Origin of the sequence: Sphingobium sp. PAMC28499 (assembly GCF_004795815.1) — a bacterium.
Taxonomy (GTDB): Bacteria; Pseudomonadota; Alphaproteobacteria; order Sphingomonadales; family Sphingomonadaceae; genus Sphingobium; species Sphingobium yanoikuyae.
In genome coordinates this window covers 2,167,508-2,191,885 of sequence record NZ_CP039248.1, presented here as the reverse complement: position 1 = coordinate 2,191,885, position 24,378 = coordinate 2,167,508, and the positions used below count along the sequence as shown (strand labels likewise).

Here is a 24,378-nt window from a genome sequence, read left to right as displayed (position 1 = left end):
CATGCGGGGTAGATGGGCGAGACGGGATGCGGACCGGATCCGGACGCGGGCTATAGCCTGCCGGCATGGACCTATAGCGATCCCGAATTTTTCGCCGTCGAAACCCTTCGCATCTTCCGCCCGAGCTGGCAGATCGTCGCCCATGACAGCGACCTGCCAGCACCGGGCGATTTCCATGTGCTGGACTATCTTGGCGAGAGCATCATCGTCATCCGCGGGGATGACGGCGAAGCCCGCGCCTTTACCAACGTGTGCCGCCACCGCGGCGCGCGCCTAGTGGACGGGCCCTCGGGTCGCACCAGAAAGCTGGTCTGTCCCTACCATGCCTGGACCTATGGTCTGGACGGTTGCCTGACGGGCCTGCCAATGGCGGGCAGCTATGGCAATCTCGACCGGTCCAGGCATGGACTTTCCCCCGTCGATATCGAGAATTTCCACGGCTTCCTGTTCGTCCGGCTGGAGGATGATGGCGGACCGTCGGTGGCGCAGATGATGGCGCCCTATGTCGACGAGATCGCGCCCTATCGCTTTTCCGAACTGCGCGCGCTTGGCCGCGTCACGCTGCGCCCGCGTGCGGTGAACTGGAAGAATATCGGCGACAATTATTCCGACGGCCTGCACATCGCCGTCGCCCATCCCGGCCTCAAGCGGCTGATGGGCGATGGCTATGGCGTCGAAGCCAGCCCCTATGCCGACAAGATGTGGGGGCCGATCCTCGACCGCCCGTCCGCCAACCTGTCCGAGCGCGCCTATCAGCATTTCCTGCCGGCCGTCCCGCATCTTCCGCCCGATCGGCAGCGGCTTTGGACCTATTTCAAGCTCTGGCCCAATTTCGCCTTCGACATCTATCCCGACCAGGTGGATTTCATGCAGTGGCTGCCGGTGTCGCCGACCCAGACGCTGATCCGCGAGATCAGCTACGCCCTGCCCGATGACCGTAGGGAGATGAAGGCGGCCCGCTATCTCAACTGGCGCATCAACCGCCAGGTCAATGCCGAGGATACGGAACTTGTCGCCCGCGTGCAGGCGGGCATGGCGTCGGACAGTTTCACCGTCGGTCCGCTGAGCGACCAGGAGGTCGCGCTGCGCCATTTCTGCGCGCGGATGCGCACCATCATTCCGCAGGCGCGTCAGCATCGCGCGCCGAAAATGGGATGGTCTTTCGACTATCATGATTCTCGTCATTCCCGCGCAGGCGGGAATCCATCCCCCGACCTCACCTATGGGGAGATGGCTGGAGATGGATCCCCACCTACGCGGGGATGACGGCGCTTTTTCGGGGAGGGATATGTTGTGACCAAAGCCTATGACGCCGTCATCATCGGCGCGGGCCATAATGGCCTCGTCTGCGCCTTCTACCTCGCCCGTGCCGGCTACAAGGTGCGCATGGTGGAGCGCCGCGATGTCGTCGGCGGCGCGGCGGTGACCGAGGAATTTCACCCCGGCTTCCGCAACTCGACCGCCAGCTACACGGTCAGCCTGCTCAATCCCAAGGTCATCCGCGACATGAAGCTGGCCGATCATGGCTATCGCGTGATCGAGCGGCCGATCAGCAATTTCCTGCCCCAGCCCGATGGCGGCTATCTGAAGCTGGGCGGCGGGCTGGAGCGAACCCAGGCCGAGTTCGCCCGGTTCAGCGCGCGCGATGCCGCGACCCTGCCCGCTTATTATGACGCGCTGGAAGTGGTGGCCGATGTGCTCCGCGATCTGGTGCTCAAAAGCCCGCCCAATGTCGGCGATGGCCTGACCATGGTGGTCGAGGCGCTGAAACAGGGCCGCCGCGTCGCAGGGCTCGATATCGAGCAACAGCGTGACGTGCTGGACCTGTTCACCAAATCGGCCCGAACCTTCCTCGACAGTTGGTTCGAGAGCGAGGCGGTCAAGGCCGCCTTCGGCTTCGACGCGGTCGTCGGCAATTTCGCCTCTCCCGACACGCCGGGCAGCGCCTATGTGCTGTTGCACCATGTGTTCGGCGAAGTGAACGGCAAGAAGGGCGCCTGGGGCCACAGCGTCGGCGGCATGGGCACGATCACCCAAGCCATGGCGAAGGTCGTGCAGGCGATGGGCGTCGAGATCAGCCTGGAGGCGCCGGTCGAGCATATATTGGTCGATGGCGACCGCGCCGTCGGCGTGAAGCTGGCCAGCGGCGAGGAAGTGATGGGTGCCAGCATCATCGCCAATGTAGGCCCCAAGCTGCTCTATGAGCGGATGATGCAGCCGGCCGACCTACCCGCCGATTTCCTGAAGCGGATCAGGGCGTTCAAGGCGGGATCGGGCACCTTCCGCATGAATGTCGCGCTGTCCGCCCTGCCCGACTTCACCTGTCTGCCCGGCATTGGCGAGCATCACCAGTCGGGCATCATCATCGCGCCAACGCTCGACTATATGGACCGCGCCTATCTGGACGCGAAGCGCGACGGCTGGTCGAAGGCGCCGATCGTCGAGATGCTGATCCCGTCGACCATCGACGACAGCCTGGCGCCCGAGGGATGCCATGTCGCCAGCCTCTTCTGCCAGCAATTCGCGCCCGAACTGCCTGATAGGCGCAACTGGGACCATGAGCGCGAGACAGCGGCCGACCATATCATCGCCACGGTCGAGGCCCATGCGCCGGGCTTTGCGAAGAGCGTGATCGCCCGCCAGATCCATTCGCCGCTCGACCTGGAACGCAAGTTCGGCCTGGTCGGTGGCGACATCATGCATGGCAATCTGACGCTGGACCAGATGTGGGCGGCGCGGCCTGTGTTGGGGCATGGCGCGTATCGCGGGCCGGTGAAGGGCCTCTATATGTGCGGCGCGGGCACCCATCCGGGCGGCGGCGTCACCGGCGCGCCGGGCCATAATGCCGCGCGTGAGGTGCTGAAGGATCGCGCCCTGTGGGGGAAATGGCGCGGCCGGGCCTGATCGGGTCTTTCCCCGCCTTGCCCCAACCGAAAGCCTGGCCTAAAGACCCGGCTCATGCCCGACATCTTCATTCCTGATGCAACGCCCGAGCTGACCGGCCGGGCGCTGTTCCCGCACCGGCACCTGCTGTCGATCGCCGACCTCAAGCCCTGGGAAATCCGTTTCCTGCTGGACGAGGCCGAACATTGGGCCCGCACCAACAAGGGCCAGGCGCGCAAGCATGACGACCGGCTGGCGGGCATGACCCAGATCAACGCCTTTTTCGAGAACAGCACGCGCACCCTGCTGTCGTTCGAGATCGCCGGCAAGCGGCTGGGCGCCGACGTCGTCAACATGGCCGCGGCTACGTCCAGCGTGAAGAAGGGCGAGACCCTGATCGACACCGCCATGACGCTCAACGCCATGGCCGCCGACGTGATCGTCATCCGCCATGCGAGTTCCGGCGCGGTCGCGCTGATCGCGGACAAGGTCGACTGCCCGGTGCTGAACGCGGGCGATGGCTGGCACCAGCATCCCACGCAGGCGCTGCTCGATGCGCTCACCATCCGCCGCCGCAAGGGCGGGTTCGAGGGGCTGGTGGTCGCCATCTGCGGCGATGTGCTCCACAGCCGCGTCGCCCGATCCAACATGCTCTGCCTCGCCGCACTGGGCGCGCAGGTGCGTGCGGTCGCCCCGCCCACCCTGTTGCCACCCGAGGTCGAGATGCTGGGTGCCACCCCCTATAGCCGGATGGAAGACGGGCTGGATGGCGCCGATGTCGTCATGATGCTGCGCCTGCAGAATGAGCGGATGGACGGCGCCTTCATCCCGTCGGCGCGCGAATATCATGCACTTTACGGCCTGACCCCCGAACGGCTGGCGATCGCCAAGCCCGACGCCCTGGTCATGCACCCCGGCCCGATGAACCGGGGCGTCGAGATCACCAGCACGGTGGCGGACGATCCGGATCGGTCGGCGATCACCGAACAGGTGGCGATGGGCGTGGCGGTACGCATGGCGTGCCTAGATGTTTTGACGCGCACGGCGCGCGGTGTGGAAGGCTGGGCATGAGCAGGATCGCAATCGTCAACGGCAAGCTGGCCGATCCGGCGGGCGACGCCCTTGTCCCCGGCACCGTCCTGATCGAAGGTGATCGCATCCTGGCCACCGGCGCGGTCGACATTCCTGCCGATGCGCAGCAGGTCGATGCCGGCGGGCTGGTGGTCGCGCCGGGCCTCATCGACCTGGGCGTCTTCGCCACCGACAAGCCCGCCTTCCACTTCGGCGGCATCACCCGCGCCGCCCTGATGCCCGACCAGCGCGCGCCGCTGGACGAGGTCGGCCTGATCCGGGAAGCGACCCGCGCGGGCAAGCCCGACTTCTGGGTCCACCCGATCGCCGCCGCGACCCGCGGCCTCAAGGGCACGGAAATGGCCGAAATGGGCCTGATGCAGATCGCCGGCGCCAAGGCGGTGGGCACCGGTCGCCAGTGGATCGCCGATTCGGGCGTGATGCTGCGCATCCTCTCCTACGCTTCGGGCCTTGGCCTCACCGTCATCGCCCATGCCGAGGATGGCGGCCTGTCCGCCAAGGCGGTGGCGACCAGCGGCGAGACTGCGACGCGCCTGGGCCTTGCCCATGCCCCGGCTTGCGCCGAGGCGATGGCGATCGCGCGCGACATCATGCTGGCGCGCGAAACCGGCGCCGCCATCCATTTCCGTCTGGTCACGACCAAAGCCGGTTTCGACCTGATCCGCGCCGCCAAGGCGGAGGGGCTGAAGGTCAGTTGCGGCATCAGCCCGGCCTATCTGTTCCTGAACGATCAGGCGATGACCGACTTCCGCACCTTTGCGCGCCTGTCGCCGCCGCTGCGATCCGATGCCGATCGCCATGCCAGCATCGCCGCCGTCGCCGACGGCACGGTCGATGTCATCACATCAGGCCATGATCCGCGCGGGCCGGAGGACAAGCGCCTGCCCTTCGCCGACGCATCGCCCGGCATGGCCGGTGCCGAGACGCTGCTGGCGCTCTCGCTCAACCTGGTGCGCGAGGGGCATGTCAGCCTCAACCGGCTGATGACCCTGCTCAGCGCCAATCCGGCGAAGATATTGGGCGTGAATGCCGGCAGCTTTGCGCCCGGCAGCGCCGCCGACCTGATCCTGGTCGATCCCGACGCGCCATGGATCGTCGATTCGGCGAAGATGGCGGCCTCCGCCGGCAACACGCCGTTCGACAAGGTACCGGTGCAGGGCCGCGCGCGCCGCATCATGAAAGGCGGGCAGTTTTTCTAGAGCCTGATCGTCGGAGGTGGAAGCGCTCGGCGCTTTCACCGATGGCGTGAATCAGGCTCTATTCCTTGAATCAAGGCCTAAGCGGACTGGCGTTGCAACTCGCCGGGCCGCCGCCCCTTGCGCTGCCGCTTGTCCGCATAGAGCCGCGTGTCGGCGACATGCAGGACGGCGGCGGCCTCCGCCCCGTCCTGCGGGAAGCTGGCGATGCCGAAACTGCTGCCGACCGACAGGCTGCGCCCCTGCCAGCCCACCGGCGCGGCGATCGCCTGCCGGATGCCCGGCATGCGCCGATGCAGGGCGTCGACATCGGTTTCCGCATCATGGAGCAGCGCAAATTCGTCGCCGCCCAGCCGCGCAATGCTCACCGCGTCCGGCATCAAGGCCCGCAACCGACCGCCCAAGGATGTCAGCAGCATATCCCCTGCCTGATGGCCATGCTGATCGTTGCACTGTTTGAAGCCGTCAAGATCGGCGAGCAGCACGCTGAAGGCCGCGCCCCGCTCCACCCGTTCTTCGATCGCGCGCATGAAGCTCAGCCGGTTGTCGAGCCCGGTCAGCGCATCGGTGCCGGCCAGCCGTGCAAGGTCACGCTGCGACACCAGCATCGCTACCGTCTCGCGAAACTTGCCCAGCACCAGATTGGCCTGCATCACCGTGACGATCGCCATCATCACCGCCATCGCCCGCACGCCCAGATTGTCATAGAGCGCCATCTTCACCAGGATCGGCAACACCGCCGCGCCCATCGCCCCGATCGCGGCGCGCGGCACGCTGAGCAGGGTCGTCGCCGCAACCAGCGCGCCGATGCCAATGAACACCGGCGCCACCATGCAATAATAGATTTCGGTTTCGGTGAAGGCGTTGACCGCCCACAGCCCCGCCACCAGTCCAGCCCCGGTCGCGACATGCGCGACCCGCTTCAGGCTGCGCGCCTGCACCCTGGCGTCGGTCGCGATCGGCACGCCGCGCCAGCGCAGCAGGGATATCGCACAGGCCAGGAAGATCAGCGCAGGCGGCGTCACCTGTTGCCACAAGGGCAGATCGCCCATCACCGCGAGCGCCATCGCGACGGCATTGGCCATGATCAGCAGGCACAAAAGCGGCAGCGCCTGATGGAAACGGCGATATTGGGTATCCAGCACAGCCTCGCGCGCGCTGTCCGGCACCGGTGCCGTGAACGGGCCGTCCCAGCCCTTCAGCCGCTGTTGCCAGCGCTTTTCCGCCACTTGTCCGCTCCCTGCCGCCTCGCTGCGAGCGGCCGTTGGTAGCGAAAGGAGGTTAATCCTCCAACAACGGGAAACCCTAACCGGGGAAAACCATGAGGGAGGCGAATCAGGGAACCCTATCGCCGTTCAGGCGCTACCCCTGTTCAGCAGGGGATAATCATGACCGAAACGATCGCCCAGCAGGTGCATGTCGATGCGCCATGGAAAATCCCGCCGCGTGCCTGGTGGGAGATATTGAAGCGCGTCTATGCCGCCATGTCGGCCAATCATCTGGGCCTGCTGTCCGCCGGCGTCGCTTATTATGCCTTCCTGTCGATCGCCCCGCTGCTGGCCGCCGTCGTCCTCACCTATGGTCTGGTCGGCGACCCGCAGATCGTCGCTCGCCACATGCAGGCGATCATCACCGTCGTGCCCGCCGATGCCGCCCAGCTGATCAACGACCAGTTGCTGGGGATGGTCAGCGCACGCAAGCCCGCGATCGGCTTCGGCCTGTTCCTGGCGCTGGGCCTGGCGGTCTATGGCGCGACCCGCGCCGCCTCCGCGATCATGGAGGCGCTCAACATCGTCTATGCGCAGAAGGAAGGCCGCAACATCTTCGCCTTCTATCGCGTGTCGATGGGAATCACCTTTTCCGCCGTGCTGGTCGTAGTCGCCGGCGTCGTGACCGCGACGATCATCGGCCTGCTCCAGAAATTGCTGACCAACTGGGGACCGGGCGTGCTGTTCGCGATCAAGGCGACGACCTGGATCTGCGCCGGCCTGCTCGCCAGCAGCATCTTCGGCCTGATCTACCGCTTCGGCCCGCATCGCCGCCGGGTGCAATGGCAATGGCTGACCGTGGGATCGATCGCCGCGACGCTGTTCTGGCTGGTGGCGACGCTGGCCGTCTCCTTCTACGTCTCGACCTTCGGCGATTATAACAAGACCTACGGTTCGCTCGCGGCCGTGGTGATCCTGCAGCTCTGGCTGTTCGTCTCCGCCTATATCGTGCTGCTGGGCGCCCAGATCAACGCGGAGGCGGAGCGTCAGACCAGCGCGCATATTCTTGTTGAAGAAGTTGCATAAAGTCGCTTGCCCTCCCCGATAGGCCACGCTAAAGCGCCCTCCTTCGCTGGCTCGGGCCAGTGCAGGAGTGTAGCTCAGTTGGTAGAGCGTCGGTCTCCAAAACCGAATGCCGTGGGTTCGAGTCCCTCCACTCCTGCCAAGCGAACTAGCCGCGAACCTTGAACAATCACGGGTTCGCGGCTAAGTGCGCTTAGCGAAGCATCGGTCGCGAAGCGCGACTGCCTCCCCCGACACCGACTTATCGCGGGAAACGGGAGGGCGGACCGCCGTTTCGCGCTTTGGTATTGATTTTGAAGGTGAGCTGACAGCGCGATGGCGAAGACTTCTCCGAGCGAATTCGTCAATCAGGTGCAGACCGAAGCGAAGAAGATCGTTTGGCCGACCGGCCGTGAAACGATCATGACCGCAATCATGGTCGTCATCATGACCTCATTGCTGGGCATCTTCTTCTTCGGTATCGACACCTTCTTCGGTGCGATCGTCCAGTGGCTGCTGAGCCTCGCATCGGGTCGTTGAACGCTAGGCGTTCAAAAGGGAGTTTAAGACGGTAACATGGCGCGCTGGTACATCATCCACGCCTATTCGGGCTTCGAGAACAAGGTCAAGGAATCGATCCTGACCGAGGCCGAGCGCATGGGCCTGTCGCAACTGGTCGAGCAGGTCGAGGTTCCGACCGAGACCGTGACCGAAGTGAAGCGCGGCAAGAAGGTCCAGGTCGAACGCAAGTTCATGCCGGGCTATGTCCTTGCCAAGCTGGCGATGAACGACGACGTCTATCACCTCGTCAAGAATACGCCCAAGGTCACCGGTTTCCTGGGTTCGTCGGGCAAGCCACAGGCGATCAGCGAGAGCGAAGCCGCCCGCTATTTCGGCGCCCAGAAGGAAGCCGCCGCCGCCCCGAAGCACAAGGTCAATGTCGATTACGAAATCGGCGACAGCGTCAAGGTGCTGGACGGCCCCTTCGCCAGCTTCAACGGCGTGGTCGAGGAACTGGATTTCGAAAAGAACCGGGTCAAGGTGTCGGTGTCGATCTTCGGTCGCGCCACCCCGGTGGAACTGGACTTCGAACAGGTCGAACTGTCGAAGTAACCAGCCGCCGCAAGGCTGTTCAAAAGGGTCGCCCGCTTTTCAGCCGGCGGCCCTTTTTGTTGGGGAAGCCCTGCGCTTTCGGCCGAATCGACCGAATGACAGACTCCCCCTTCCCTTTGGACAAGAAGGTCGCTATAGGGCCGCGCTTCCATGCCTCCCCACGGGGCGGCTGGACATGTGCGGGAGGTTCCCCTTGCGGGAGCCGCTAGACCGCTAAACTTGAACCGGTGAATCTGTCCGCAGATTTACCAGCTATAGAGTGAGTGAAAATGGCCAAGAAGATTACGGGCTATATCAAGCTCCAGGTGCCCGCCGGAGCCGCCAACCCCTCGCCGCCGATCGGCCCTGCCCTGGGTCAGCGCGGCGTGAACATCATGGAATTCTGCAAGGCGTTCAACGCCTCGACGGAAAAGATGGACAAGGGCACCCCGCTGCCGACCATCATCACCGTCTATGCGGACCGTTCGTTCACCTTCGTGACGAAGCAGCCGCCGGCCACCTATCTGATCAAGAAGGCCGTCAACCTGAAGTCGGGCTCGAAGGAGCCGGGCAAGGTCGTCGCTGGCAAGATCACCCGCGCCCAGCTCGCCGAAATCGCCCAGGCGAAGATGGCTGACCTGAACGCGAACGACATCGACGCTGCAACGAAGATCATCGAAGGTTCCGCTCGCGCGATGGGCCTCGAAGTGGTGGAGGGCTAAGACCATGGCAAAGCTGACCAAGAAGGCAAAGGCCCTGGCGACCGCGATCGACCGCGAAAAGCTGCACGGCGTTGACGAAGCGCTGGGCCTGATCAAGACCCACGCCACCGCCAAGTTCGACGAAAGCGTCGAAATCGCGATCAACCTGGGCGTTGACCCGCGTCACGCCGACCAGATGGTCCGTGGCGTCGTCACCCTGCCCGCCGGCACCGGCAAGGACGTTCGCGTCGCCGTGTTCGCCCGCAACGACAAGGCCCAGCAGGCGCTCGACGCCGGTGCCGACATCGTGGGCGCCGAAGACCTGCTCGAATCGATCCAGGCCGGCAACATCGACTTCCAGCGCGTCATCGCCACCCCCGACATGATGGGTCTGGTGGGTCGCCTGGGTAAGGTTCTGGGCCCCAAGGGCCTGATGCCGAACCCGAAGCTGGGCACCGTCACGCCGAACGTCGCCGAAGCCGTGAAGGCCGCCAAGGGTGGTCAGATCGAATTCCGCGTCGAAAAGGCCGGCATCATCCACGCTGGCCTCGGCAAGTCGAGCTTCTCGGCTGAAGACCTGCGCAAGAATTTCGACGCGTTCGTCGACGCGATCGTCAAGGCGAAGCCCTCGGGCTCGAAGGGCAAGTATGTCCGCAAGATCGCCCTGTCGTCGTCGATGGGTCCGGGCGTGAAGGTCGACGTGGCCGAAGTCGCCTCGATCTGATCCCGCTGGGATAAGAATTAAAGGGGCCGCCTTCCCTCCTTGCGGGGGAAGGCGGCCTTCTTATTTTATAGGACCAGCCGCTCGTTCAAGAAGCGGCCCGAGGGCCACAAGGCCGGGCAAAGGGGCATTCGCCGCCTGCGCCATAGGGGGACACCCCTCCACCGTCGGCGATGTCGACGGTCCCCCTCCCCCGACAAGGGGAGGATTTTGGAACCAGGGACGCGACCTACCCCTGGGCTCTCCACGGCGGGAGCATGGCAGGTCTTCACGTATCCGTCGGGAATGGCGGGTCGCTTTACCGATGGAAAACGAAAAAATGTCTTTTGAACATCTCCCCTCCATGCTCGCCCAGGCGCTGACCACCAAGGGCTATGAAAGCCTGACCCCGGTCCAGTCCGAAGTGACGCAGGACGAAGCGCAGGGCCGCGACCTGCTGGTGTCGGCACAGACCGGCTCGGGCAAGACCGTCGCCTTCGGCCTGGCCATGGCCGCCGAACTGCTGACCGGCGGCGACAAGCTGCCCGTCGCCGGCCTGCCGCTGGCGCTGGTGATCGCGCCGACGCGCGAACTGGCGTTGCAGGTCAGCCGTGAGCTGGAATGGCTCTATGGCGCCGCCCGCGCCCGCATCGCCACCTGCGTCGGTGGCATGGACGCCGCCAAGGAACGCCGCGCGCTCAGCCATGGCGCCCATATCGTCGTCGGCACCCCCGGCCGCCTGCGCGACCATCTGGAACGCGGCGCGCTGGACCTGTCGGGAATGCGCACCGTCGTCCTCGACGAAGCGGACGAAATGCTCGACATGGGCTTCCGCGAGGATCTGGAAGGCATTCTTGACAGCGCGCCGGAAGATCGCCGCACCCTGCTCTTTTCGGCCACCATGCCCAAGCCGATCGTCGCGATGGCCAAGCGCTATCAGTCGGACGCGCTGCGCATCTCGACCGTGGGCGAAGAACGCGGCCATGGCGACATCAGCTACCAGGCCGTCACCGTCGCCCCGTCGGACATCGAGAATGCGGTGGTCAACCTGCTGCGCTATCATGAAGCCGAAACCGCGATCCTGTTCTGCGCCACGCGCGACAATGTCCGCCACCTGCATAGCAGCCTGACCGAGCGTGGCTTCGCCGCCGTGGCGCTGTCGGGCGAGCATAGCCAGAATGAGCGCAACCACGCGCTCCAGGCGCTGCGCGACAAGCGCGCCCGCGTCTGCGTCGCCACCGACGTCGCCGCGCGCGGCATCGATCTGCCCAGCCTGACGCTGGTGGTCCATGTCGAACTGCCGCGCGACGCAGAGACGATGCAGCACCGTTCGGGCCGCACCGGTCGCGCCGGCAAGAAGGGCACCGCCGTCCTGATCGTCCCCTATCCGCGTCGCCGCCGTGTCGAATCGATGCTGCGTGGCGCCAAGATCCCCGTCGAATGGGGCACCCCGCCCAGCAAGGAAGCGATCCTGGAACAGGACAATGCCCGCCTGCGCTCGACCCTGATGGAAAAGGCCGAGCTGGACGAGGCCGACTGGGCGCTGGGCGCCGAGCTGCTGGCGGAAAAGTCGGCCAAGGAAATCGCCGCGATGCTGGTGAAGAGCGCCCGCGCCTCACTGCCCGCGCCCGAGGAACTGCTGGACCGCAGCGAAGCCCCGCCGCGCCAGGAAGGGCCGCGTCCGGGCTTCGAGGACACCCAGTGGTTCCGCATGGACATCGGCCGTCGCCAGAATGCCGATCCGCGCTGGATCCTGCCCCTGATCTGCCGCCGCGGCCATGTGTCGCGCGGCGACATCGGCGCGATCCGTATCACCACCAACGAAACCATGTTCGAAATCCCGCGCGCGATCGCCAGCCGCTTCATGTCGGCCGTCAAGCGCTCGGGCGAGGCCAATGACGAGGGCGCCGACGTGGCGTTCGAGATGATCGACGGCGCCCCGCGCGAGCAGGCCCGCGACAATCGCCGCCAGGGCAATCGCTCGAACGACCGTGGCCCGCGTCCGGCCGGTTACGCCCCCCGCCCCTTCAAGGGCGGACCCAAGCGCCCCGGCGGCCCGCGCAAGCCGCGCGGCTAAGGCCGGCGACATGACGTCCTAAAAAAGGGCGGTGAACGATCGATCATCGTTCACCGCCCTTTTTCTTTGTCCCTCAGCCGACGCCGCAAAGCTGCAACATGCGCCCGGCCAGTTCGCGTTCGCCCATGACGACATGGCGCACGCCCAGCGCTTCGAGATGCGCGACCTCGGCATCGCTATGGGCGCGGGCGATCACCTGCAAATTGGGGTTGAGATGGCGGGCATGCTCGTTGATCGCGCCGCCCTCGAACCCTTCGGGCACGGCGATCAGCAGATAGCGCGCCTCGCATATGCCTGCAGCCAGCAGGTGCCGGTCCTCCAGCGCATTGCCGCGCACCACCGACAGTCCGGCCTCTTCCGCTTCCTCGACCCGTTCGGGATCGCCCTCGATCACCACGAACTGGACATGACGCTCGGCCAGACGCTTGGCGATCAGCTTGCCGACCCGGCCATAGCCGACCAGGATGACATGGCCGAGGCGCGGCTGATCGGTCGCGGTGTCGGCCTGCGTCTCATCCTCCTCCTTCTTGTGATCGCGCACGATCAGCGAGAAGAGGATCGGGTTGATGAAGATCGACACGATCGCACCGGCAAGGATCAGATCGCGCGCCTCAGCCGGCAGGACGCCCAGCCCCGCCCCCAGCGACGCCAGGATGAAGGAAAATTCGCCGATCTGCGCCAGGCTGGCGGCGATCGTCAGCGCCGTGACATTGAGATGGCCAAAGGCACGAACGATGCCCCAGGCGGCGATCGACTTGCCCACCACGATGATGAGCACGGTCGCCAGCAGCGGCAGCGGCTGTTCCACCACCACCGCCGGATTGAACAACATGCCGACCGACACGAAGAACAGCACCGCAAAGGCGTCGCGCAGCGGCAGCGTCTCCTCGGTCGCGCGACGGCTGAGCGGGGTTTCGCCCAGGATCATGCCGGCAAAGAAGGCGCCCAGCGCAAAGGACACGTCGAACACGATCGCGGCACCGAAAGCGACACCCAGCGCAATCGCCAGCACGGCGAGGCGGAACAGTTCGCGCGATCCGCTATGCACGACCCAGTGCAGCGCCCAGGGGATCAGCCGGCGTCCCACGACCAGCATCAGCACGACGAAGCCAACGACCTTGAGCAAGGTGCCGACCAGCGGCGCAATCAGCGCGCTTGCCCCGCCGCCCGCATCGGCGTTGTTCATCACCCCCGCCAGCGCGGGCAGCAGGACGAGGGCAAGGACCATCACCAGATCCTCCACGATCAGCCAGCCGACCGCGATGCGACCCCGCCGCGTTTCCACCAGGTCCGCCCCCTGCAACGCACGCAGCAGCACGACCGTGCTGGCGACCGACAAAGCGAGGCCAAAGACCAGCCCGCCCATCAGCGGCCAGCCCATCAGATAGCCAAGGCCCATGCCGAGCAGGGTCGCGACCGCGATCTGCACGATTGCGCCGGGCACGGCGATCGCTTTGACCGACAACAAATCCTTGAGCGAGAAATGCAGGCCGACGCCGAACATCAGCAATATGACGCCGATTTCCGACAGTTCATTGGCGAGGCCACTGTCGGCGACGAAGCCGGGGGTGAAGGGGCCGACCATGATGCCGGCAACCAGATAGCCGACCAGCGGCGATAATTTCAGGCGATGGGCGATGGCACCCATGATGAAGGCCACGACGAGGCCGGCAACGATCGTCCCGATAAGGGGCGTGTGGTGGGGCATGAAATTCCTTCCCTGTCCGCCGGCAGCAGGCCTTCATCCTGCCGCCGGCGCGGAACATTGTCTATTATTCGACGATGCCGAGCATCGCGATCGAGAGCAGGGCGCCGGCGGCGCCGAGCCCTGCCATGACGACAGGCATGAACCAGCCGGGCGGATTGCGCCGGCCACCGCGCATCTTTCTTTTGCGGGGCATGATCTCAATTCCTTCTGTCTGACGGACACCCGCCATGGCGGGCGGGAAAAATGTCAGAGGAAGGCGGGCGGCGCGCGGGCGCGACGACTCCGCGCGCGAAGATGGCTGTAGCGGCCTGCCGGCAGCGGCAGGGGCGCGTCGGGCGCCAGACGGCGCCAGGAGAGCATGAGGGCGAGCGCCGCCGCCAGCAGCCAGGGCAAGGCCACCCCATCCCCATCAGGGCGGGGCGCGCGGGCGAGATGCGGCGCGGGCAGCGAGCGCGCCTTGAGCACCACGCCGGTCGTGGCGGAACTGAAGGCGGAGCCATTGAGCTTGCTGGAAGGCGGGCCGTCCGGCGCGATCGCACACAGAAGCGCGACCAGGATCGCAGCCCACAGCGATGCGATGAAGGGCAGCCTGCCCTTGCCGGTCGCATCCTGGGGATGTAATCTGCTCATCGGCGCTTATATTCCCTTCCATCACCGATGTAGGAAGACTAAGAGCCAAAAACCAGCCCACAAGCTGGGCCCATGGCGGTTGACAGAATCGAGTCATTCCACTACCGGGCCACATTCCCGCGCGGGTCGAACAGGCTTTTTGTCCTCGACGATCTGCGTAAAGCAGATTTGAACGAGAAGAGACCAAGCCATGTTCGCTATCGTGCGCACGGGCGGCAAGCAGTATCGCGTCGCCGCCGGAGATAAGATCGTCGTTGAAAAGCTCGCTGGCGAAGCCGGCGACAAGGTCACGCTGGACGACGTCCTGCTGGCCGGCGAAGGCGGCGACCTGAAGGACGCAGCCAAGCTGACCGTCGCAGCCGAAATCATTGCGCAGGCGAAGGGCGAAAAGGTCATCGTCTTCAAGAAGCGTCGTCGTCACAACTATCGCCGCAAGAACGGTCACCGCCAGAATCACACGATCCTCAAGATCGTGTCGATCGCCTGAGCGCAGCTTAGATAAGGAGTTTAGGTCATGGCACATAAGAAAGCTGGCGGTTCGTCGCGTAACGGTCGCGATTCTGAGTCGAAGCGCCTTGGCGTGAAGAAGTTCGGCGGTCAGGAAGTGATCGGCGGCAACATCATCATTCGCCAGCGCGGCACCCGCGTATATCCCGGCCGTAACGTCGGCATGGGCAAGGATCACACCCTCTTCGCCCTGGGCGAAGGTCGCGTCGTGTTCCACGACGGCAAGCTCGGCCGCAAATATGTATCGGTCGACGCGGTAGCCGCGGCAGCCGAATAACGGACGATCGATGACGGGTCGTCCTTCGCAAAAGGGACGTCCCGCCTGATCGGTTATGCACATAAGTGCGCCGATCGGGATCGAGGGAAAAAAGGGCGCCCCTTCACAGGGAGCGCCCTTTTTCCGTTCTGACGAACATCACCGGGCACTCCTCCCGATTTCCCTCAAACCTCTGGAACTACTGACCTTCTCGCGCGTCGTGCGGGCGGGGCTCAGCCAGAGAAGACCGTCGTCAAGCCGTCATGATTGGCAGCTATTGGCGCGCACGAAGAGGAGAGACGTGAATGTTCGCCCGTACCCCCCGCCTGCTGCTGCGGCCAGGCTGGATGGAAGATGCCCCCGCCCTGGCCCAGGCCATCGGCAATGACGCGGTCCTGCGCAATCTGAGCCGCGCACCCGCCCCCTATGGCCTGGCCGATGCCGAAGCCTTCCTGGCGCTGCCGCAGGATTCGCGCATGCCGCGCCTGCTGGCCTTCACCCGCACCCAGGGCGCGCCGCGCCTGGTGGGCGGCTGCGGCATCCATGAGGCCGAGGATGGCACGCCGGAACTGGGCTACTGGATCGCCCGCCCCTATTGGGGCCTGGGCTTCGCCACGGAGGCGGCCCGCGCCGTCATGAGCATCGCCCGCGCGCATAATTTGCCGGCAGTCCGCGCCGTTCATTTCGCCGACAATCGCGCGTCGGGCCATGTCCTGCGCAAGATCGGCTTCCGCGCCAATGGCACGATCGAGCGGCGCTACAGCCCCGCCCGCGGGGCCGAGGCCGACTGCCTGGTCTTCGACGAGGGCGAGGCCGCCCGCATGAGCGTGGACTTTGCCCTGGACTTATATGGCGACGCGCTGCCAGCGCTTGCCGCTTGACTGATGTACGCGGGCGCCGATCAGGGCGCCCGCGTCTCACCTCTGACAGGGCCGATCAAAGACACGGGTCGGCGCGCCATGGAAATCGACTTCGGCGAGCGCGGCAAAGCCCAGTTTCTCCGCCACCTTGATCGACCCGCCATTGTCGGGCGCAATGATGCAGCGGATCGACGGCGCATCCAGATGCGCATCGGTCCAGGCAAAGATCGCCGCCATCGCCTCGGTCGCGATGCCGCGCCCCCAGGCGGCCGGCCCCAGCACCCAGCCCGCTTCCGGCACGCCGTCCAGTTCGGCCAGGCCCCGCGCCGCGCTCAGCAACCCCGCCTCGCCCAGCAATTCGCCATTGGCGCGATCCTCGATCGCCCACATGCCATAGCCGAGCAGCGCCCACATGCCGGCATAGCGCAGGATGCGGAACCACACCGCCTGCGCATCGAGCGCCGCGCCGCCGATGAAGCGCACCACGTCGGGATCGGCCCATAGCGCCTGGCAGGCGGGATAATCCTCCACCCGATGCGGGCGCAGGATCAGGCGGTCGGTGGTGAGGATCGGTGCAGTGGTCATCGCCAATCTATGGGCGGCCGCGCAGGGGCCGGTCAAGCGACCCCGCACATGGCTATGGCCTTCCCCCGGTCCCTGTGTCATGGGCAAGACACGTTGCCCGAACCAATCCCCCTCAAGCGCTCGCGCCTCAGCCCCGACGAAAGTCGCCTGATTGCGCTGGAAGCCGCCCGCGACCTGCTGCTGGAAGCAGGGCCACAGGCCGTCACACTGAAGGCGGTGGGCAATCGCATCGGCCGCACCCACGCCAATCTGCTCCATCATTTCGGATCGGCCGCCGGCCTGCAGAAGGCGCTCGCCGGCTATCTGGCCGACGCCATCACCGCCACGATCGGCGACGCGGTAAACGCCGCCCGGCGCGGCGAGGTCGAACCCCGGCGGATCGTCGACATGACCTTCGACGCGTTCGACGCGGGCGGCGCCGGCGCGCTGGCCAGCTGGATGCTGGCGTCGGGCAATGAGGATGCGCTCGACCCGGTGGTGGACGCGATTCACCGGCTGGTCGACAAGCTGGCGGCGACGGCGCTGCGCCCGCAACTGGCCGAGGTGATCCGCGACAATACGTTGATGCTGGTCCTGCTGGCGCTGGGCGATTCGCAGATGGGCGGCCCGATGGCCGCCGCACTGGGCCTCAACCGCGAGAAAGCCCGCGAACTGGCGGCCCGCAGCCTGGTCTCCGCCCTGACCGAAGAAGCCCGGTTGACGGCGACGGCGAAAGTGTCGCAAGCTAAGGTTTAATTTTGCCCAAGAAGACGCTATGGGCGCGCCATGCATTTTCTCGATCAAGCAAAAATCTATATCAAGTCCGGCTGGGGCGGTCCCGGCGCGGTCAGCTTTCGGCGTGAAAAATATGTCGAATATGGCGGCCCGGACGGCGGCAATGGCGGCAAGGGCGGCGACATCATCTTCGAGGCCGTGGCCGGCCTCAACACGCTGATCGACTTCCGCTACACCCAGCATTTCAAGGCGCAGCGCGGCATGCCCGGCATGGGCAAGAACCGCTATGGCGCCGGCGGCAACGACCTGGTCGTCAAGGTGCCGGTCGGCACCCAGATCCTGTCCGATCCCCAGCCGATCGAGGGGACCGAGGACGAAGACGGCTATCCCGAATATGAGGAACAGGAAATCCTGGCCGACTTCACCGAGGTCGGGCAGCGTGTGAGCTTCCTGCGCGGCGGCGATGGCGGCCGCGGCAACCTGTCCTACAAGACCAGCACCAACCGGGCGCCGCGCCAGCATGGCACCGGCTGGCCGGGCCAGGAAATGTGGGTCTGGCTGCGGCTGAAGCTGCTGGCCGATGTCGGCCTGGTCGGCATGCCGAACGCCGGCAAGTCGACCCTGATCAACCAGGTGACGAACACCAAGGCGAAGGTCGGCGCCTATGCCTTCACCACCACCAAGCCGCAGCTTGGCGTGGTGCTGCACCGTGATCGCGAATTCGTGCTGGCCGATATTCCCGGCCTGATCGCGGGCGCGGCCGAGGGCGCGGGCATCGGCGACCGGTTCCTGGGCCATATCGAGCGCTGCCGCGTGCTGCTGCACCTGATCGACGCGACCGGCGACGATCCGGTCGAAGCCTTCCGCATCGTCACCGACGAACTCGCCGCCTATGGCGGGGGGCTGGACGAAAAGCCGCAGATCGTGGTGCTCAACAAGGGCGACCTGCTGGGCCAGGAACTGATGGAAGACATTGCCGAGCAGCTGCGCGAGCAGGCCGGCGTGGAAGATGTCTTCATCATCTCCGGCGCGACCGGCGAAGGCGTCACCCCGTTGCTCGACGCCGTGCTGGAAATGCTCGACGAGGATCGTGAAGAGGACGACGCCGACGACAGCGACGGCGAAGCCACCTGGTCGCCGATCTGAACGGATCACCCCGCCCTCCTATTCAGTAGCGATCATGACCGACACTCTGTCCGGCTTTCCCCCTGCCCTGGTCCGCCGCCTGGTCATCAAGATCGGGTCGGCGCTGCTGGTCGATCCGGCCGGGGAAGTACGCGTCGACTGGCTGCGCACGCTGGTGGCCGATGTCGCCGCACGCAAGGCGGCCGGGCAACAGGTCATCATCGTGTCGTCGGGCGCGATCGCGCTGGGCGCGCGCCGGCTGAAACTGCCCAAGGGCGGGCGCGGCAGCCTGGAGGATGCGCAGGCGGCGGCCGCCACCGGCCAGATCGCCCTGTCGCAATGCTGGGCCAGCCTGCTGCATGAAAAGGGCATCACCGCCGCGCAGATGCTGGTGACGCTCGACGATCTGGAGCATCGCCGCCGCTATCTCAACGCCTCGGCCACGCTGGAGCGGCTGATGGCGCTCGACGTCGTGCCGGTGGTGAACGAGAATGACAGCGTCGCCACGGCGGAGATCCGCTTTGGCGACAATGATCGCCTTGCGGCGCGCATCGGACAGGCGGCACGGGCCGACGCGGTTGTGCTGCTGTCGGACGTGGACGGGCTTTACACCGCCAACCCGCACGCCGATGCGGATGCCATGCTGATCGAGAGGATAGAGCGCATCGACGCGCGCATTGCCGCCATGGCCGACACCGGTTCGGCTTCGGGCATGGGATCGGGCGGCATGGTGTCGAAAATCCAGGCGGCCCAGATCGCCACCGGCGCCGGCGCCCATCTCGCCATCATTTCGGGCAAGGTCGACGCCCCGCTCAGCCATTGGGCCAATGGCGGCCGTGGCTCGATCTTCCTGGCCGCCGAAAGCCAGGGCGCGCGCAAGGGCTGGCTCTCGGGCCGCCTCACCGTGCTCGGCCGGATCATCGTCGATGCCGGCGCCGAAGCCGCTCTGGGCAAGGGCAACAGCCTGTTGCCGGCCGGCGTCGCGCGGGTCGAGGGTGTGTTCGCGCGCGGCGACGTGGTCGACATTCTCAATCAGGATGGCCGGGTGATCGCCCGTGGCCTGACCGAATATGACAGCGAGGCTGCCGCGAAGATCGCCGGCCGCCGCAGCGAGGACATTCCCGCCCTGCTCGGCGAAATGTCCCGCACCGTGCTGGTCCATCGCGACCATATGGCGATGGTCTGACCTATTATGTCCCTTAGAATTGCCATGACCGGCGCGACGGGTTTCGTCGGCGCCGAAACGCTCGATCAGGCGCTGGCCGCCGGTCTTCAGGTCAACGCCCTCACCCGCCGGGCGCAGCCACCCCGCGCCCATCTCAAATGGGTGCCCGGCTCGCTCGACGATACCGCCGCGCTCGACACCTTGGTGCGCGACGCCGATGCCGTGATCCATATCGCGGGCGTGGTGAACGCGCCCGACCGCGAGGGGTTCGAGGCGGGCAATGCCCGCGGCACGATGGCGGTGGTCGACGCCATGCGCAAACGCGGCGTGCGCCGGCTCGTCCATGTCTCCTCGCTCGCCGCGCGCGAGCCGGGCATGTCGGACTATGGCTGGTCGAAGGAACTGGCCGAACGCCATGTGAAGGCCAGCGGCCTCGACTGGACGATCGTGCGCCCGCCCGCCATCTATGGCCCCAATGACCAGGAAATGCTGGAACTGTTCCGCATGGCCAAGCGCGGCATCATGCTGCTGCCGCCCGGCGGCCGGCTGTCGGTGATCCATGTCGCCGATCTGTCCCGCCTGCTGCTGACGCTCGCCTGCGAAAAGGAACAGAGCCAAACCCGCACCTATGAGGCGGACGATGCGACGCCCGGCGGCTGGGACCATCAGGAATTCGGCCAGGCGATCGGCCGGGCGGTGGGTCGCAATGTCCGCACCTTCGCGACGCCGCAATGGCTGCTGGCGACCGCCGCCCGGCTCGACCGGCTGGTGCGTGGTCGGAACGCGAAGCTGACCCCCGACCGGGTCGATTATTTCTGCCACCCCGACTGGGTCGTCGCCAAGCGCAAGCAGCCGCCCAAGCGGCTGTGGACGCCGCAGATCCCGACCGAGGAAGGGCTCAAGGCCACGGTCGAAGCCTATCGCGCCAAGGGCTGGCTGTAGCCCGCCCAAGGACACAAGTCCGCGCGGGTCACGACCGAAGTTCACAGTGTAAACGGCCTTTTCGGGGCATTTGCACCTGCTTCGCCCCCATGATGCACCGCCCACGCGCCGGTAACGCGCCATGGCAGGTTCGGCAGACGCGCCCGGCGCGCGCCGACAAGGCCCCACCCGCGCACCTGCACAGCGACAACGACGCACCGGTCGCGCGCCTGTTGCATGGATAGCGGAGGCAGAATGAGCGGCAGCGTCATGCCCCAGCTTAGAACAGGGGCAGAGCTGTAGGACAGCGGCATGCGGGATTGACGGATCGAGTTTCGATCATATCCCGTCGTTGCGAGCGGAGCGAAACAAAGACGATGTCAGGCTTTGACGGCTGACGACCATCTTTGGTCACTCCGCGAGATCATCTGCATCCCTGATACCGGTCATTCGCTATCGATGCCCAAGGCTTCGGGCAAGTTCGATACAAACGCGATTTGGTCAGGATAGCTTCCCGCCAACGATCGCATCTCAAACGCCAATGAAGCCCTTGCCTCGGCAGACGACTGTTGGAGGTTCACTGCCAACTGCTCCATTGCAGAAACAGCCGCGTCGGGATCAACGATGTTTCCATCCGAGAACTCGAAAAACAACGAAACTTCAACCAGAGCTTTTGCGATGTGCGGATCGATCATAAAGCCTCTCAGCTGTGCTTTCGCGAGCGAGCCATGTTATCGCACCAACGCCTGCGAGCAAAATGTCCGCAAGGGGCGATGTTGCTGAATACTGCAACTAGTCAAGGTCAGCTATAGCCGGATATCTCCGCCAAAGCTGACTGTCCGCTCCCCACCCGAAGTTGCCATTCCCGCGTAGGCGGGAATCCATCCCCTGACCTTGCATCTGGTCCGACGCTGGGGAGATGGATCCCCGCCTGCGCGGGGATGACGGTGGAAAACAGGCCGTTGCTTAGCCACCCACCTCCGCCCCCTTCCCGCTTTCGGACAGGGGGTGGGACATTCCGCCTCTCGACAAGGCGGCCTGGCTTTGCGATCCCTATCCCCATGAGGGAGAAGGAATTACGCCTCGCGCTCGTCTGTTATGGCGGGATCAGCCTGGCCGTCTACATGCACGGCATCACCAAGGAAATCTGGCACCTGACGCGGGCGAGCCGGGCCTTTCATGACGGGGTGGCGCCGCAGGGGGCGAGCGAGGCGATCTATCATCGGCTGCTCGCCGATATCGAGGCGGCGAGCGGCACGCGGCTGCGCATCCTGCCCGACATCATCGCCGGCGCCAGCGCGGGTGGCATCAACGGCATCTTCCTGGCCCAGGCAATCGAGACCGGCCAGTCTCTGGAACCGCTGACCGCGCTGTGGCTCGACAATGCCGATGTCGACGAACTGCTCGATCCCGATGCCCGCCCCGCCCGCGCGCTGACCAAATTCTGGGCGACGCCGCTGGTGTGGATGGCCGCGCGCCGCCCCGGTGACGCGGTCGAGCGCACCGTCGCCCCGGACACGCGCGAGGAGGTGCGGATGAAATTGTCGCGCTTCATCCGCTCGCGCTGGTTCGAGCCGCCCTTTGGCGGGGAAATATTCTCGACCATGCTGCTCGACGCGTTCGACGCGATGGCGGCGACACCGGCCGGGCCGTCGCTGCTGCCCGACGGCCATCCGCTCGACCTGTTCGTCACCGTCACCGATTTCGACGGTCATGTGCAGAGCCTGAGCCTCAACAGCCCGCCCCAGGTGATCGAGACCGAGCATCGGCTGTCGATCGGCTTTCGCGGCCGGGGCGGCAGTGCCAGCGGCTTTGCCGATCCGGCCGAACTGGTCTTTGCCGCGCGCGCCACCGCCAGCTTCCCCGGCGCCTTCCCGCCCTTCACCGTGCGCGAACTGGACCGGGTATTGAAGCGCCGCCACCGCGCCTGGCCCGGCCGCGACGCCTTCCTGGCGCGCGTGCTGCCCCGCCGGGCGGCACGGGGCGAGGCGGAGGACGCGGTGCTGATCGACGGATCGGTGCTGGCCAACGCCCCCTTCGCCCAGGCGATCGGCGCGCTCAAGAACCGGCCGTCGCGGCGCGAGGTCGACCGCCGCTTCGTCTATATCGATCCCAAGCCCGGCCACCGGTCGATCCACCTCAATCGCGAGGGCGAGGAGGAAGACGCGCCGATCGGCGAGAATGCGCCACTGCCGGGCTTTTTTCGCACCATCTTCGGCGCGCTGTCGGACATTCCGCGCGAACAGCCGATCCGCGACAATCTGGAGGCGATCGACCGCCATTCCGCCCGCATCCGTCGCATGGGCCGGATCATCCAGGCGCTGCGCCCCGGTATCGAGGCGGAAGTGGAGGGGGCGATCGGCCGCATGCTGTTCCTCGACCGGCCGACGCCGGCGCGCCTGTCGGCCTGGCGCGGCAAGGCGCAGCAGCGCGCCGCCGCCTCGGCCGGTTTCGCCTTCCCCGCTTATGCCCATCTCAAGCTGTCGGGCATCGTCGAGGATCTGGCCGCGCGTCTGTTCCAGTTGAGCGGCGAGGATGCGCCGATGATGCGCGAAGCCTATCGCCAGGCGATCTGGAAGCAGGTGCGCGCGATCGGCGCCGACCAGTTGACCGAGGATGCCGGCTCCGCCGCCGCGCCCGTCCTGTTCTTCCGCACCCATGACCTGGCTTTCCGCATCCGCCGCCTGCGCTTCCTGGCGCGGCGGCTGGCCGAGACGCTGGAACTGGAGGCCGATGCCGACAACGAAGCGGTGCAGGCGATGCACGACGCCATCTATCGCGCGCTCGCCCTCTACACCGAATGCGAGGGCAATGATTTCTACAATGATCATGTCCGCGCCGCTGCGGCGCAGGTGCCGACTGACGCCGGTGCCGCGCTGGAGGCGATGGCGCAGGCGCGTGACCTGCGTGCCCGCGACGAGGCAGCCGACATGCTGCTGGCCGAGGCGCTCGCCAACCTGCCCAAGGCGGGGCGCCGCACCATGTTGCTGGCCTATCTCGGTTTCCCCTTCTCCGACATCGCGACCTTACCGTTGCTTCAGGGTGACGCTGTCGATGAATATGATCCGATCAAGGTCGATCGGATTTCGCCCGAAGATTGCACCGCCATCCGCACCGGCGGCGCCAACGCCACGCTAAAAGGCATAGAATTCAACAATTTTGGCGCCTTCTTCAGCCGGGTCTATCGGGAGAATGACTATCTGTGGGGCAGGCTCCATGGGGTGGAGCGTCTGCTGGATATCGTAATTTCCGCAATTCCTGCCCCAACCCGTCTTCCCGAAGGGGCGTTGCGCAACTATAGGCGGGCGGCGTTTCTGGCGATCCTCGACGAGGAAGAGTCGCGCTTGCCGCATGTTGCGGATCTGATCGCCGGACTGCGGGAGGAAATCGGGTGAAGGGGCGTTTGAAGCTGTTTCCGATGATGCTGGCGCTGGTGCTCGTCACCGGCTGCAAGGGCTCGCCCGATGACAGCGCACAGGCCGCCCCGGTCAGCACGCCGCAGCAGGTGGCCGTTGCCGTCGTCCAGCCCGATCCACCACCACCCGCTCCCCCCGCCGTCCTGCCCTCGCGCCCGGCGCCGATCGTCACCGTCGGCCCGCCCGGCCCGACCAATTCGCTCGACCTGCCGCCGTCCAGCAACGCGGCCCAGCCCGCCCCCTTCCCGCGCGAAGTCACCGCCTTCATGGTCGACCGCGACAGCTGCGACCATTTTCGCGGCGAGGAACCCTATGATGCGGAACGGCGCGCCTATATCGAGGAAAGCGTGGCGGAACTCTGCTCCGGCACCGACGCGAAGCTCGCCTTGCTGCGCAAGCGCTACGAAAAGATGCCGGACGTCATCAGCGCGCTGAGCAGCTATGACGCCCGGATCGAGGGTGAGGAACCCTGAGGCCGCT

At 65.9% G+C, this 24,378-nt stretch carries 25 protein-coding genes and 1 tRNA gene; 20 read left to right on the top strand and 6 right to left on the bottom strand.

Annotated elements, in window-relative coordinates; genetic code table 11:
* Positions 1-12: 12 nt before the first annotated feature.
* The 4 genes from E5554_RS10645 to E5554_RS10630 are packed head-to-tail and all read left to right on the top strand — an operon-like array spanning position 13 to position 5,174.
* A complete protein-coding gene (locus tag E5554_RS10645) occupies positions 13-1,266 on the top strand; it encodes an aromatic ring-hydroxylating dioxygenase subunit alpha (RefSeq protein WP_136186745.1) in 1,254 nt (417 codons plus the stop codon).
* A 27-nt stretch (positions 1,267-1,293) separates the two neighbouring features.
* A complete protein-coding gene (locus E5554_RS10640; protein WP_136186744.1) occupies positions 1,294-2,904 on the top strand; it encodes an NAD(P)/FAD-dependent oxidoreductase in 1,611 nt (536 codons plus the stop codon).
* Positions 2,905-2,958: 54 nt separating this feature from the next.
* On the top strand, positions 2,959-3,954 hold the full coding sequence (locus tag E5554_RS10635) for an aspartate carbamoyltransferase catalytic subunit (RefSeq protein WP_004207889.1): 996 nt from the start codon (positions 2,959-2,961) through the stop codon (positions 3,952-3,954).
* The gene (locus tag E5554_RS10630; protein ID WP_136186743.1) at positions 3,951-5,174 is read left to right on the top strand and encodes a dihydroorotase; all 1,224 of its coding nucleotides are present in this window, start codon (positions 3,951-3,953) and stop codon (positions 5,172-5,174) included. The genes E5554_RS10635 and E5554_RS10630 overlap by 4 nt, the downstream gene beginning before the upstream one ends.
* Positions 5,175-5,251: 77 nt before the next feature.
* On the opposite strand, the gene E5554_RS10625 is transcribed toward E5554_RS10630, so the two are convergent.
* Positions 5,252-6,400 carry a diguanylate cyclase gene (locus E5554_RS10625; RefSeq protein ID WP_136186742.1) on the bottom strand — a complete coding sequence of 383 codons (1,149 nt, stop codon included), beginning with the start codon at positions 6,398-6,400 and terminating at the stop codon, positions 5,252-5,254.
* A gap of 159 nt (positions 6,401-6,559) precedes the next feature.
* Between E5554_RS10625 and E5554_RS10620 the strand changes: the two genes are divergently transcribed.
* The 7 genes from E5554_RS10620 to E5554_RS10590 all read left to right on the top strand — a co-directional run bounded on the left by E5554_RS10620 (position 6,560) and on the right by E5554_RS10590 (position 12,011).
* Positions 6,560-7,465 carry a YihY/virulence factor BrkB family protein gene (locus E5554_RS10620; RefSeq protein ID WP_099231805.1) on the top strand — a complete coding sequence of 302 codons (906 nt, stop codon included), beginning with the start codon at positions 6,560-6,562 and terminating at the stop codon, positions 7,463-7,465.
* Between the two features lie 63 nt (positions 7,466-7,528).
* Positions 7,529-7,604, top strand: a tRNA-Trp gene (locus E5554_RS10615).
* Positions 7,605-7,777: 173 nt separating this feature from the next.
* Positions 7,778-7,981, top strand: coding sequence for a preprotein translocase subunit SecE (gene secE, locus E5554_RS10610; protein WP_004207893.1), 204 nt, complete (start codon positions 7,778-7,780; stop codon positions 7,979-7,981).
* 36 nt (positions 7,982-8,017) lie between these two features.
* Positions 8,018-8,554: a transcription termination/antitermination protein NusG gene (gene nusG, locus E5554_RS10605; RefSeq protein WP_004207894.1), complete on the top strand. Its 537-nt coding sequence runs from the start codon at positions 8,018-8,020 to the stop codon at positions 8,552-8,554.
* 269 nt (positions 8,555-8,823) lie between these two features.
* Positions 8,824-9,255, top strand: coding sequence for a 50S ribosomal protein L11 (gene rplK / locus E5554_RS10600; RefSeq protein WP_004207895.1), 432 nt, complete (start codon positions 8,824-8,826; stop codon positions 9,253-9,255).
* 4 nt (positions 9,256-9,259) lie between these two features.
* Complete coding sequence (rplA, locus tag E5554_RS10595; protein ID WP_004207896.1) at positions 9,260-9,958, top strand: 50S ribosomal protein L1; 699 nt, start codon at positions 9,260-9,262, stop codon at positions 9,956-9,958.
* A gap of 316 nt (positions 9,959-10,274) precedes the next feature.
* Positions 10,275-12,011 carry a DEAD/DEAH box helicase gene (locus E5554_RS10590; protein WP_004207897.1) on the top strand — a complete coding sequence of 579 codons (1,737 nt, stop codon included), beginning with the start codon at positions 10,275-10,277 and terminating at the stop codon, positions 12,009-12,011.
* A gap of 73 nt (positions 12,012-12,084) precedes the next feature.
* Here the strand turns inward: E5554_RS10590 and ybaL are convergent, their stop codons facing one another.
* From ybaL to E5554_RS10580, 3 genes are all read right to left on the bottom strand, one after another.
* A complete protein-coding gene (ybaL, locus tag E5554_RS10585; protein WP_136186741.1) occupies positions 12,085-13,719 on the bottom strand; it encodes a YbaL family putative K(+) efflux transporter in 1,635 nt (544 codons plus the stop codon).
* A 64-nt stretch (positions 13,720-13,783) separates the two neighbouring features.
* Positions 13,784-13,912, bottom strand: coding sequence for a hypothetical protein (locus tag E5554_RS23465; RefSeq protein WP_257211493.1), 129 nt, complete (start codon positions 13,910-13,912; stop codon positions 13,784-13,786).
* Positions 13,913-13,965: 53 nt separating this feature from the next.
* Complete coding sequence (locus E5554_RS10580; RefSeq protein WP_097384165.1) at positions 13,966-14,349, bottom strand: hypothetical protein; 384 nt, start codon at positions 14,347-14,349, stop codon at positions 13,966-13,968.
* Positions 14,350-14,539: 190 nt separating this feature from the next.
* On the opposite strand from E5554_RS10580, the gene rplU reads away from it, so the two are divergent.
* From rplU to E5554_RS10565, 3 genes are all read left to right on the top strand, one after another.
* The gene (gene rplU, locus E5554_RS10575; protein ID WP_004207901.1) at positions 14,540-14,836 is read left to right on the top strand and encodes a 50S ribosomal protein L21; all 297 of its coding nucleotides are present in this window, start codon (positions 14,540-14,542) and stop codon (positions 14,834-14,836) included.
* A gap of 27 nt (positions 14,837-14,863) precedes the next feature.
* Positions 14,864-15,133: a 50S ribosomal protein L27 gene (gene rpmA, locus E5554_RS10570; RefSeq protein WP_004207902.1), complete on the top strand. Its 270-nt coding sequence runs from the start codon at positions 14,864-14,866 to the stop codon at positions 15,131-15,133.
* Positions 15,134-15,417: 284 nt separating this feature from the next.
* The gene (locus tag E5554_RS10565; RefSeq protein ID WP_069338538.1) at positions 15,418-15,993 is read left to right on the top strand and encodes a GNAT family N-acetyltransferase; all 576 of its coding nucleotides are present in this window, start codon (positions 15,418-15,420) and stop codon (positions 15,991-15,993) included.
* Between the two features lie 36 nt (positions 15,994-16,029).
* On the opposite strand, the gene E5554_RS10560 is transcribed toward E5554_RS10565, so the two are convergent.
* Positions 16,030-16,557, bottom strand: a complete 528-nt coding sequence (locus E5554_RS10560) for a GNAT family N-acetyltransferase (RefSeq protein ID WP_136186740.1) — start codon at positions 16,555-16,557, stop codon at positions 16,030-16,032.
* 54 nt (positions 16,558-16,611) lie between these two features.
* On the opposite strand from E5554_RS10560, the gene E5554_RS10555 reads away from it, so the two are divergent.
* Genes E5554_RS10555 through E5554_RS10540 form a run of 4 tightly spaced genes read left to right on the top strand, consistent with a single transcriptional unit; the run spans position 16,612 to position 20,503 of the window.
* Positions 16,612-17,292 (top strand): TetR family transcriptional regulator, encoded by a 681-nt coding sequence (locus E5554_RS10555; RefSeq protein ID WP_136188308.1) that lies wholly within the window; start codon positions 16,612-16,614, stop codon positions 17,290-17,292.
* Positions 17,293-17,322: 30 nt separating this feature from the next.
* Positions 17,323-18,417 carry a GTPase ObgE gene (gene obgE / locus E5554_RS10550; protein ID WP_017499840.1) on the top strand — a complete coding sequence of 365 codons (1,095 nt, stop codon included), beginning with the start codon at positions 17,323-17,325 and terminating at the stop codon, positions 18,415-18,417.
* Between the two features lie 34 nt (positions 18,418-18,451).
* Entirely contained in the window at positions 18,452-19,582 is a 1,131-nt protein-coding gene (proB, locus tag E5554_RS10545; RefSeq protein ID WP_136186739.1) for a glutamate 5-kinase, read from the top strand.
* A 24-nt stretch (positions 19,583-19,606) separates the two neighbouring features.
* Entirely contained in the window at positions 19,607-20,503 is an 897-nt protein-coding gene (locus tag E5554_RS10540; RefSeq protein ID WP_136186738.1) for an NAD(P)H-binding protein, read from the top strand.
* A 425-nt stretch (positions 20,504-20,928) separates the two neighbouring features.
* On the opposite strand, the gene E5554_RS10535 is transcribed toward E5554_RS10540, so the two are convergent.
* Positions 20,929-21,177: a hypothetical protein gene (locus E5554_RS10535; RefSeq protein ID WP_136186737.1), complete on the bottom strand. Its 249-nt coding sequence runs from the start codon at positions 21,175-21,177 to the stop codon at positions 20,929-20,931.
* Between the two features lie 366 nt (positions 21,178-21,543).
* Between E5554_RS10535 and E5554_RS10530 the strand changes: the two genes are divergently transcribed.
* Together E5554_RS10530 and E5554_RS10525 are read left to right on the top strand one after the other, a co-directional pair.
* Positions 21,544-23,877: a patatin-like protein gene (locus tag E5554_RS10530; protein WP_136186736.1), complete on the top strand. Its 2,334-nt coding sequence runs from the start codon at positions 21,544-21,546 to the stop codon at positions 23,875-23,877.
* Positions 23,874-24,371: a hypothetical protein gene (locus E5554_RS10525; RefSeq protein ID WP_136186735.1), complete on the top strand. Its 498-nt coding sequence runs from the start codon at positions 23,874-23,876 to the stop codon at positions 24,369-24,371. Before E5554_RS10530 ends, E5554_RS10525 begins: the two co-directional genes overlap by 4 nt.
* The last annotated feature ends 7 nt before the right edge of the window (positions 24,372-24,378 follow it).

Excerpts from the sequence above, each read along its gene's own strand:
- E5554_RS10620 (WP_099231805.1), top strand. The coding sequence starts at position 6,560 with ATGACCGAAACGATCGCCCAGCAGGTGCATGTCGATGCGCCATGGAAA.
- rplA (WP_004207896.1), top strand. The coding sequence starts at position 9,260 with ATGGCAAAGCTGACCAAGAAGGCAAAGGCCCTGGCGACCGCGATCGAC.
- E5554_RS10635 (WP_004207889.1), top strand. The coding sequence starts at position 2,959 with ATGCCCGACATCTTCATTCCTGATGCAACGCCCGAGCTGACCGGCCGG.
- E5554_RS10630 (WP_136186743.1), top strand. The coding sequence starts at position 3,951 with ATGAGCAGGATCGCAATCGTCAACGGCAAGCTGGCCGATCCGGCGGGC.
- E5554_RS10535 (WP_136186737.1), bottom strand. The coding sequence starts at position 21,177 with ATGATCGATCCGCACATCGCAAAAGCTCTGGTTGAAGTTTCGTTGTTT.
- E5554_RS10540 (WP_136186738.1), top strand. The coding sequence starts at position 19,607 with ATGACCGGCGCGACGGGTTTCGTCGGCGCCGAAACGCTCGATCAGGCG.
- nusG (WP_004207894.1), top strand. The coding sequence starts at position 8,018 with ATGGCGCGCTGGTACATCATCCACGCCTATTCGGGCTTCGAGAACAAG.
- E5554_RS10530 (WP_136186736.1), top strand. The coding sequence starts at position 21,544 with ATGAGGGAGAAGGAATTACGCCTCGCGCTCGTCTGTTATGGCGGGATC.
- E5554_RS10590 (WP_004207897.1), top strand. The coding sequence starts at position 10,275 with ATGTCTTTTGAACATCTCCCCTCCATGCTCGCCCAGGCGCTGACCACC.
- rplU (WP_004207901.1), top strand. The coding sequence starts at position 14,540 with ATGTTCGCTATCGTGCGCACGGGCGGCAAGCAGTATCGCGTCGCCGCC.
- rpmA (WP_004207902.1), top strand. The coding sequence starts at position 14,864 with ATGGCACATAAGAAAGCTGGCGGTTCGTCGCGTAACGGTCGCGATTCT.
- obgE (WP_017499840.1), top strand. The coding sequence starts at position 17,323 with ATGCATTTTCTCGATCAAGCAAAAATCTATATCAAGTCCGGCTGGGGC.
- E5554_RS10565 (WP_069338538.1), top strand. The coding sequence starts at position 15,418 with ATGTTCGCCCGTACCCCCCGCCTGCTGCTGCGGCCAGGCTGGATGGAA.
- E5554_RS10555 (WP_136188308.1), top strand. The coding sequence starts at position 16,612 with ATGGCCTTCCCCCGGTCCCTGTGTCATGGGCAAGACACGTTGCCCGAA.
- E5554_RS10580 (WP_097384165.1), bottom strand. The coding sequence starts at position 14,349 with ATGAGCAGATTACATCCCCAGGATGCGACCGGCAAGGGCAGGCTGCCC.
- ybaL (WP_136186741.1), bottom strand. The coding sequence starts at position 13,719 with ATGCCCCACCACACGCCCCTTATCGGGACGATCGTTGCCGGCCTCGTC.
- E5554_RS10645 (WP_136186745.1), top strand. The coding sequence starts at position 13 with ATGGGCGAGACGGGATGCGGACCGGATCCGGACGCGGGCTATAGCCTG.
- E5554_RS23465 (WP_257211493.1), bottom strand. The coding sequence starts at position 13,912 with ATGCCCCGCAAAAGAAAGATGCGCGGTGGCCGGCGCAATCCGCCCGGC.
- rplK (WP_004207895.1), top strand. The coding sequence starts at position 8,824 with ATGGCCAAGAAGATTACGGGCTATATCAAGCTCCAGGTGCCCGCCGGA.
- secE (WP_004207893.1), top strand. The coding sequence starts at position 7,778 with ATGGCGAAGACTTCTCCGAGCGAATTCGTCAATCAGGTGCAGACCGAA.
- E5554_RS10560 (WP_136186740.1), bottom strand. The coding sequence starts at position 16,557 with ATGACCACTGCACCGATCCTCACCACCGACCGCCTGATCCTGCGCCCG.
- proB (WP_136186739.1), top strand. The coding sequence starts at position 18,452 with ATGACCGACACTCTGTCCGGCTTTCCCCCTGCCCTGGTCCGCCGCCTG.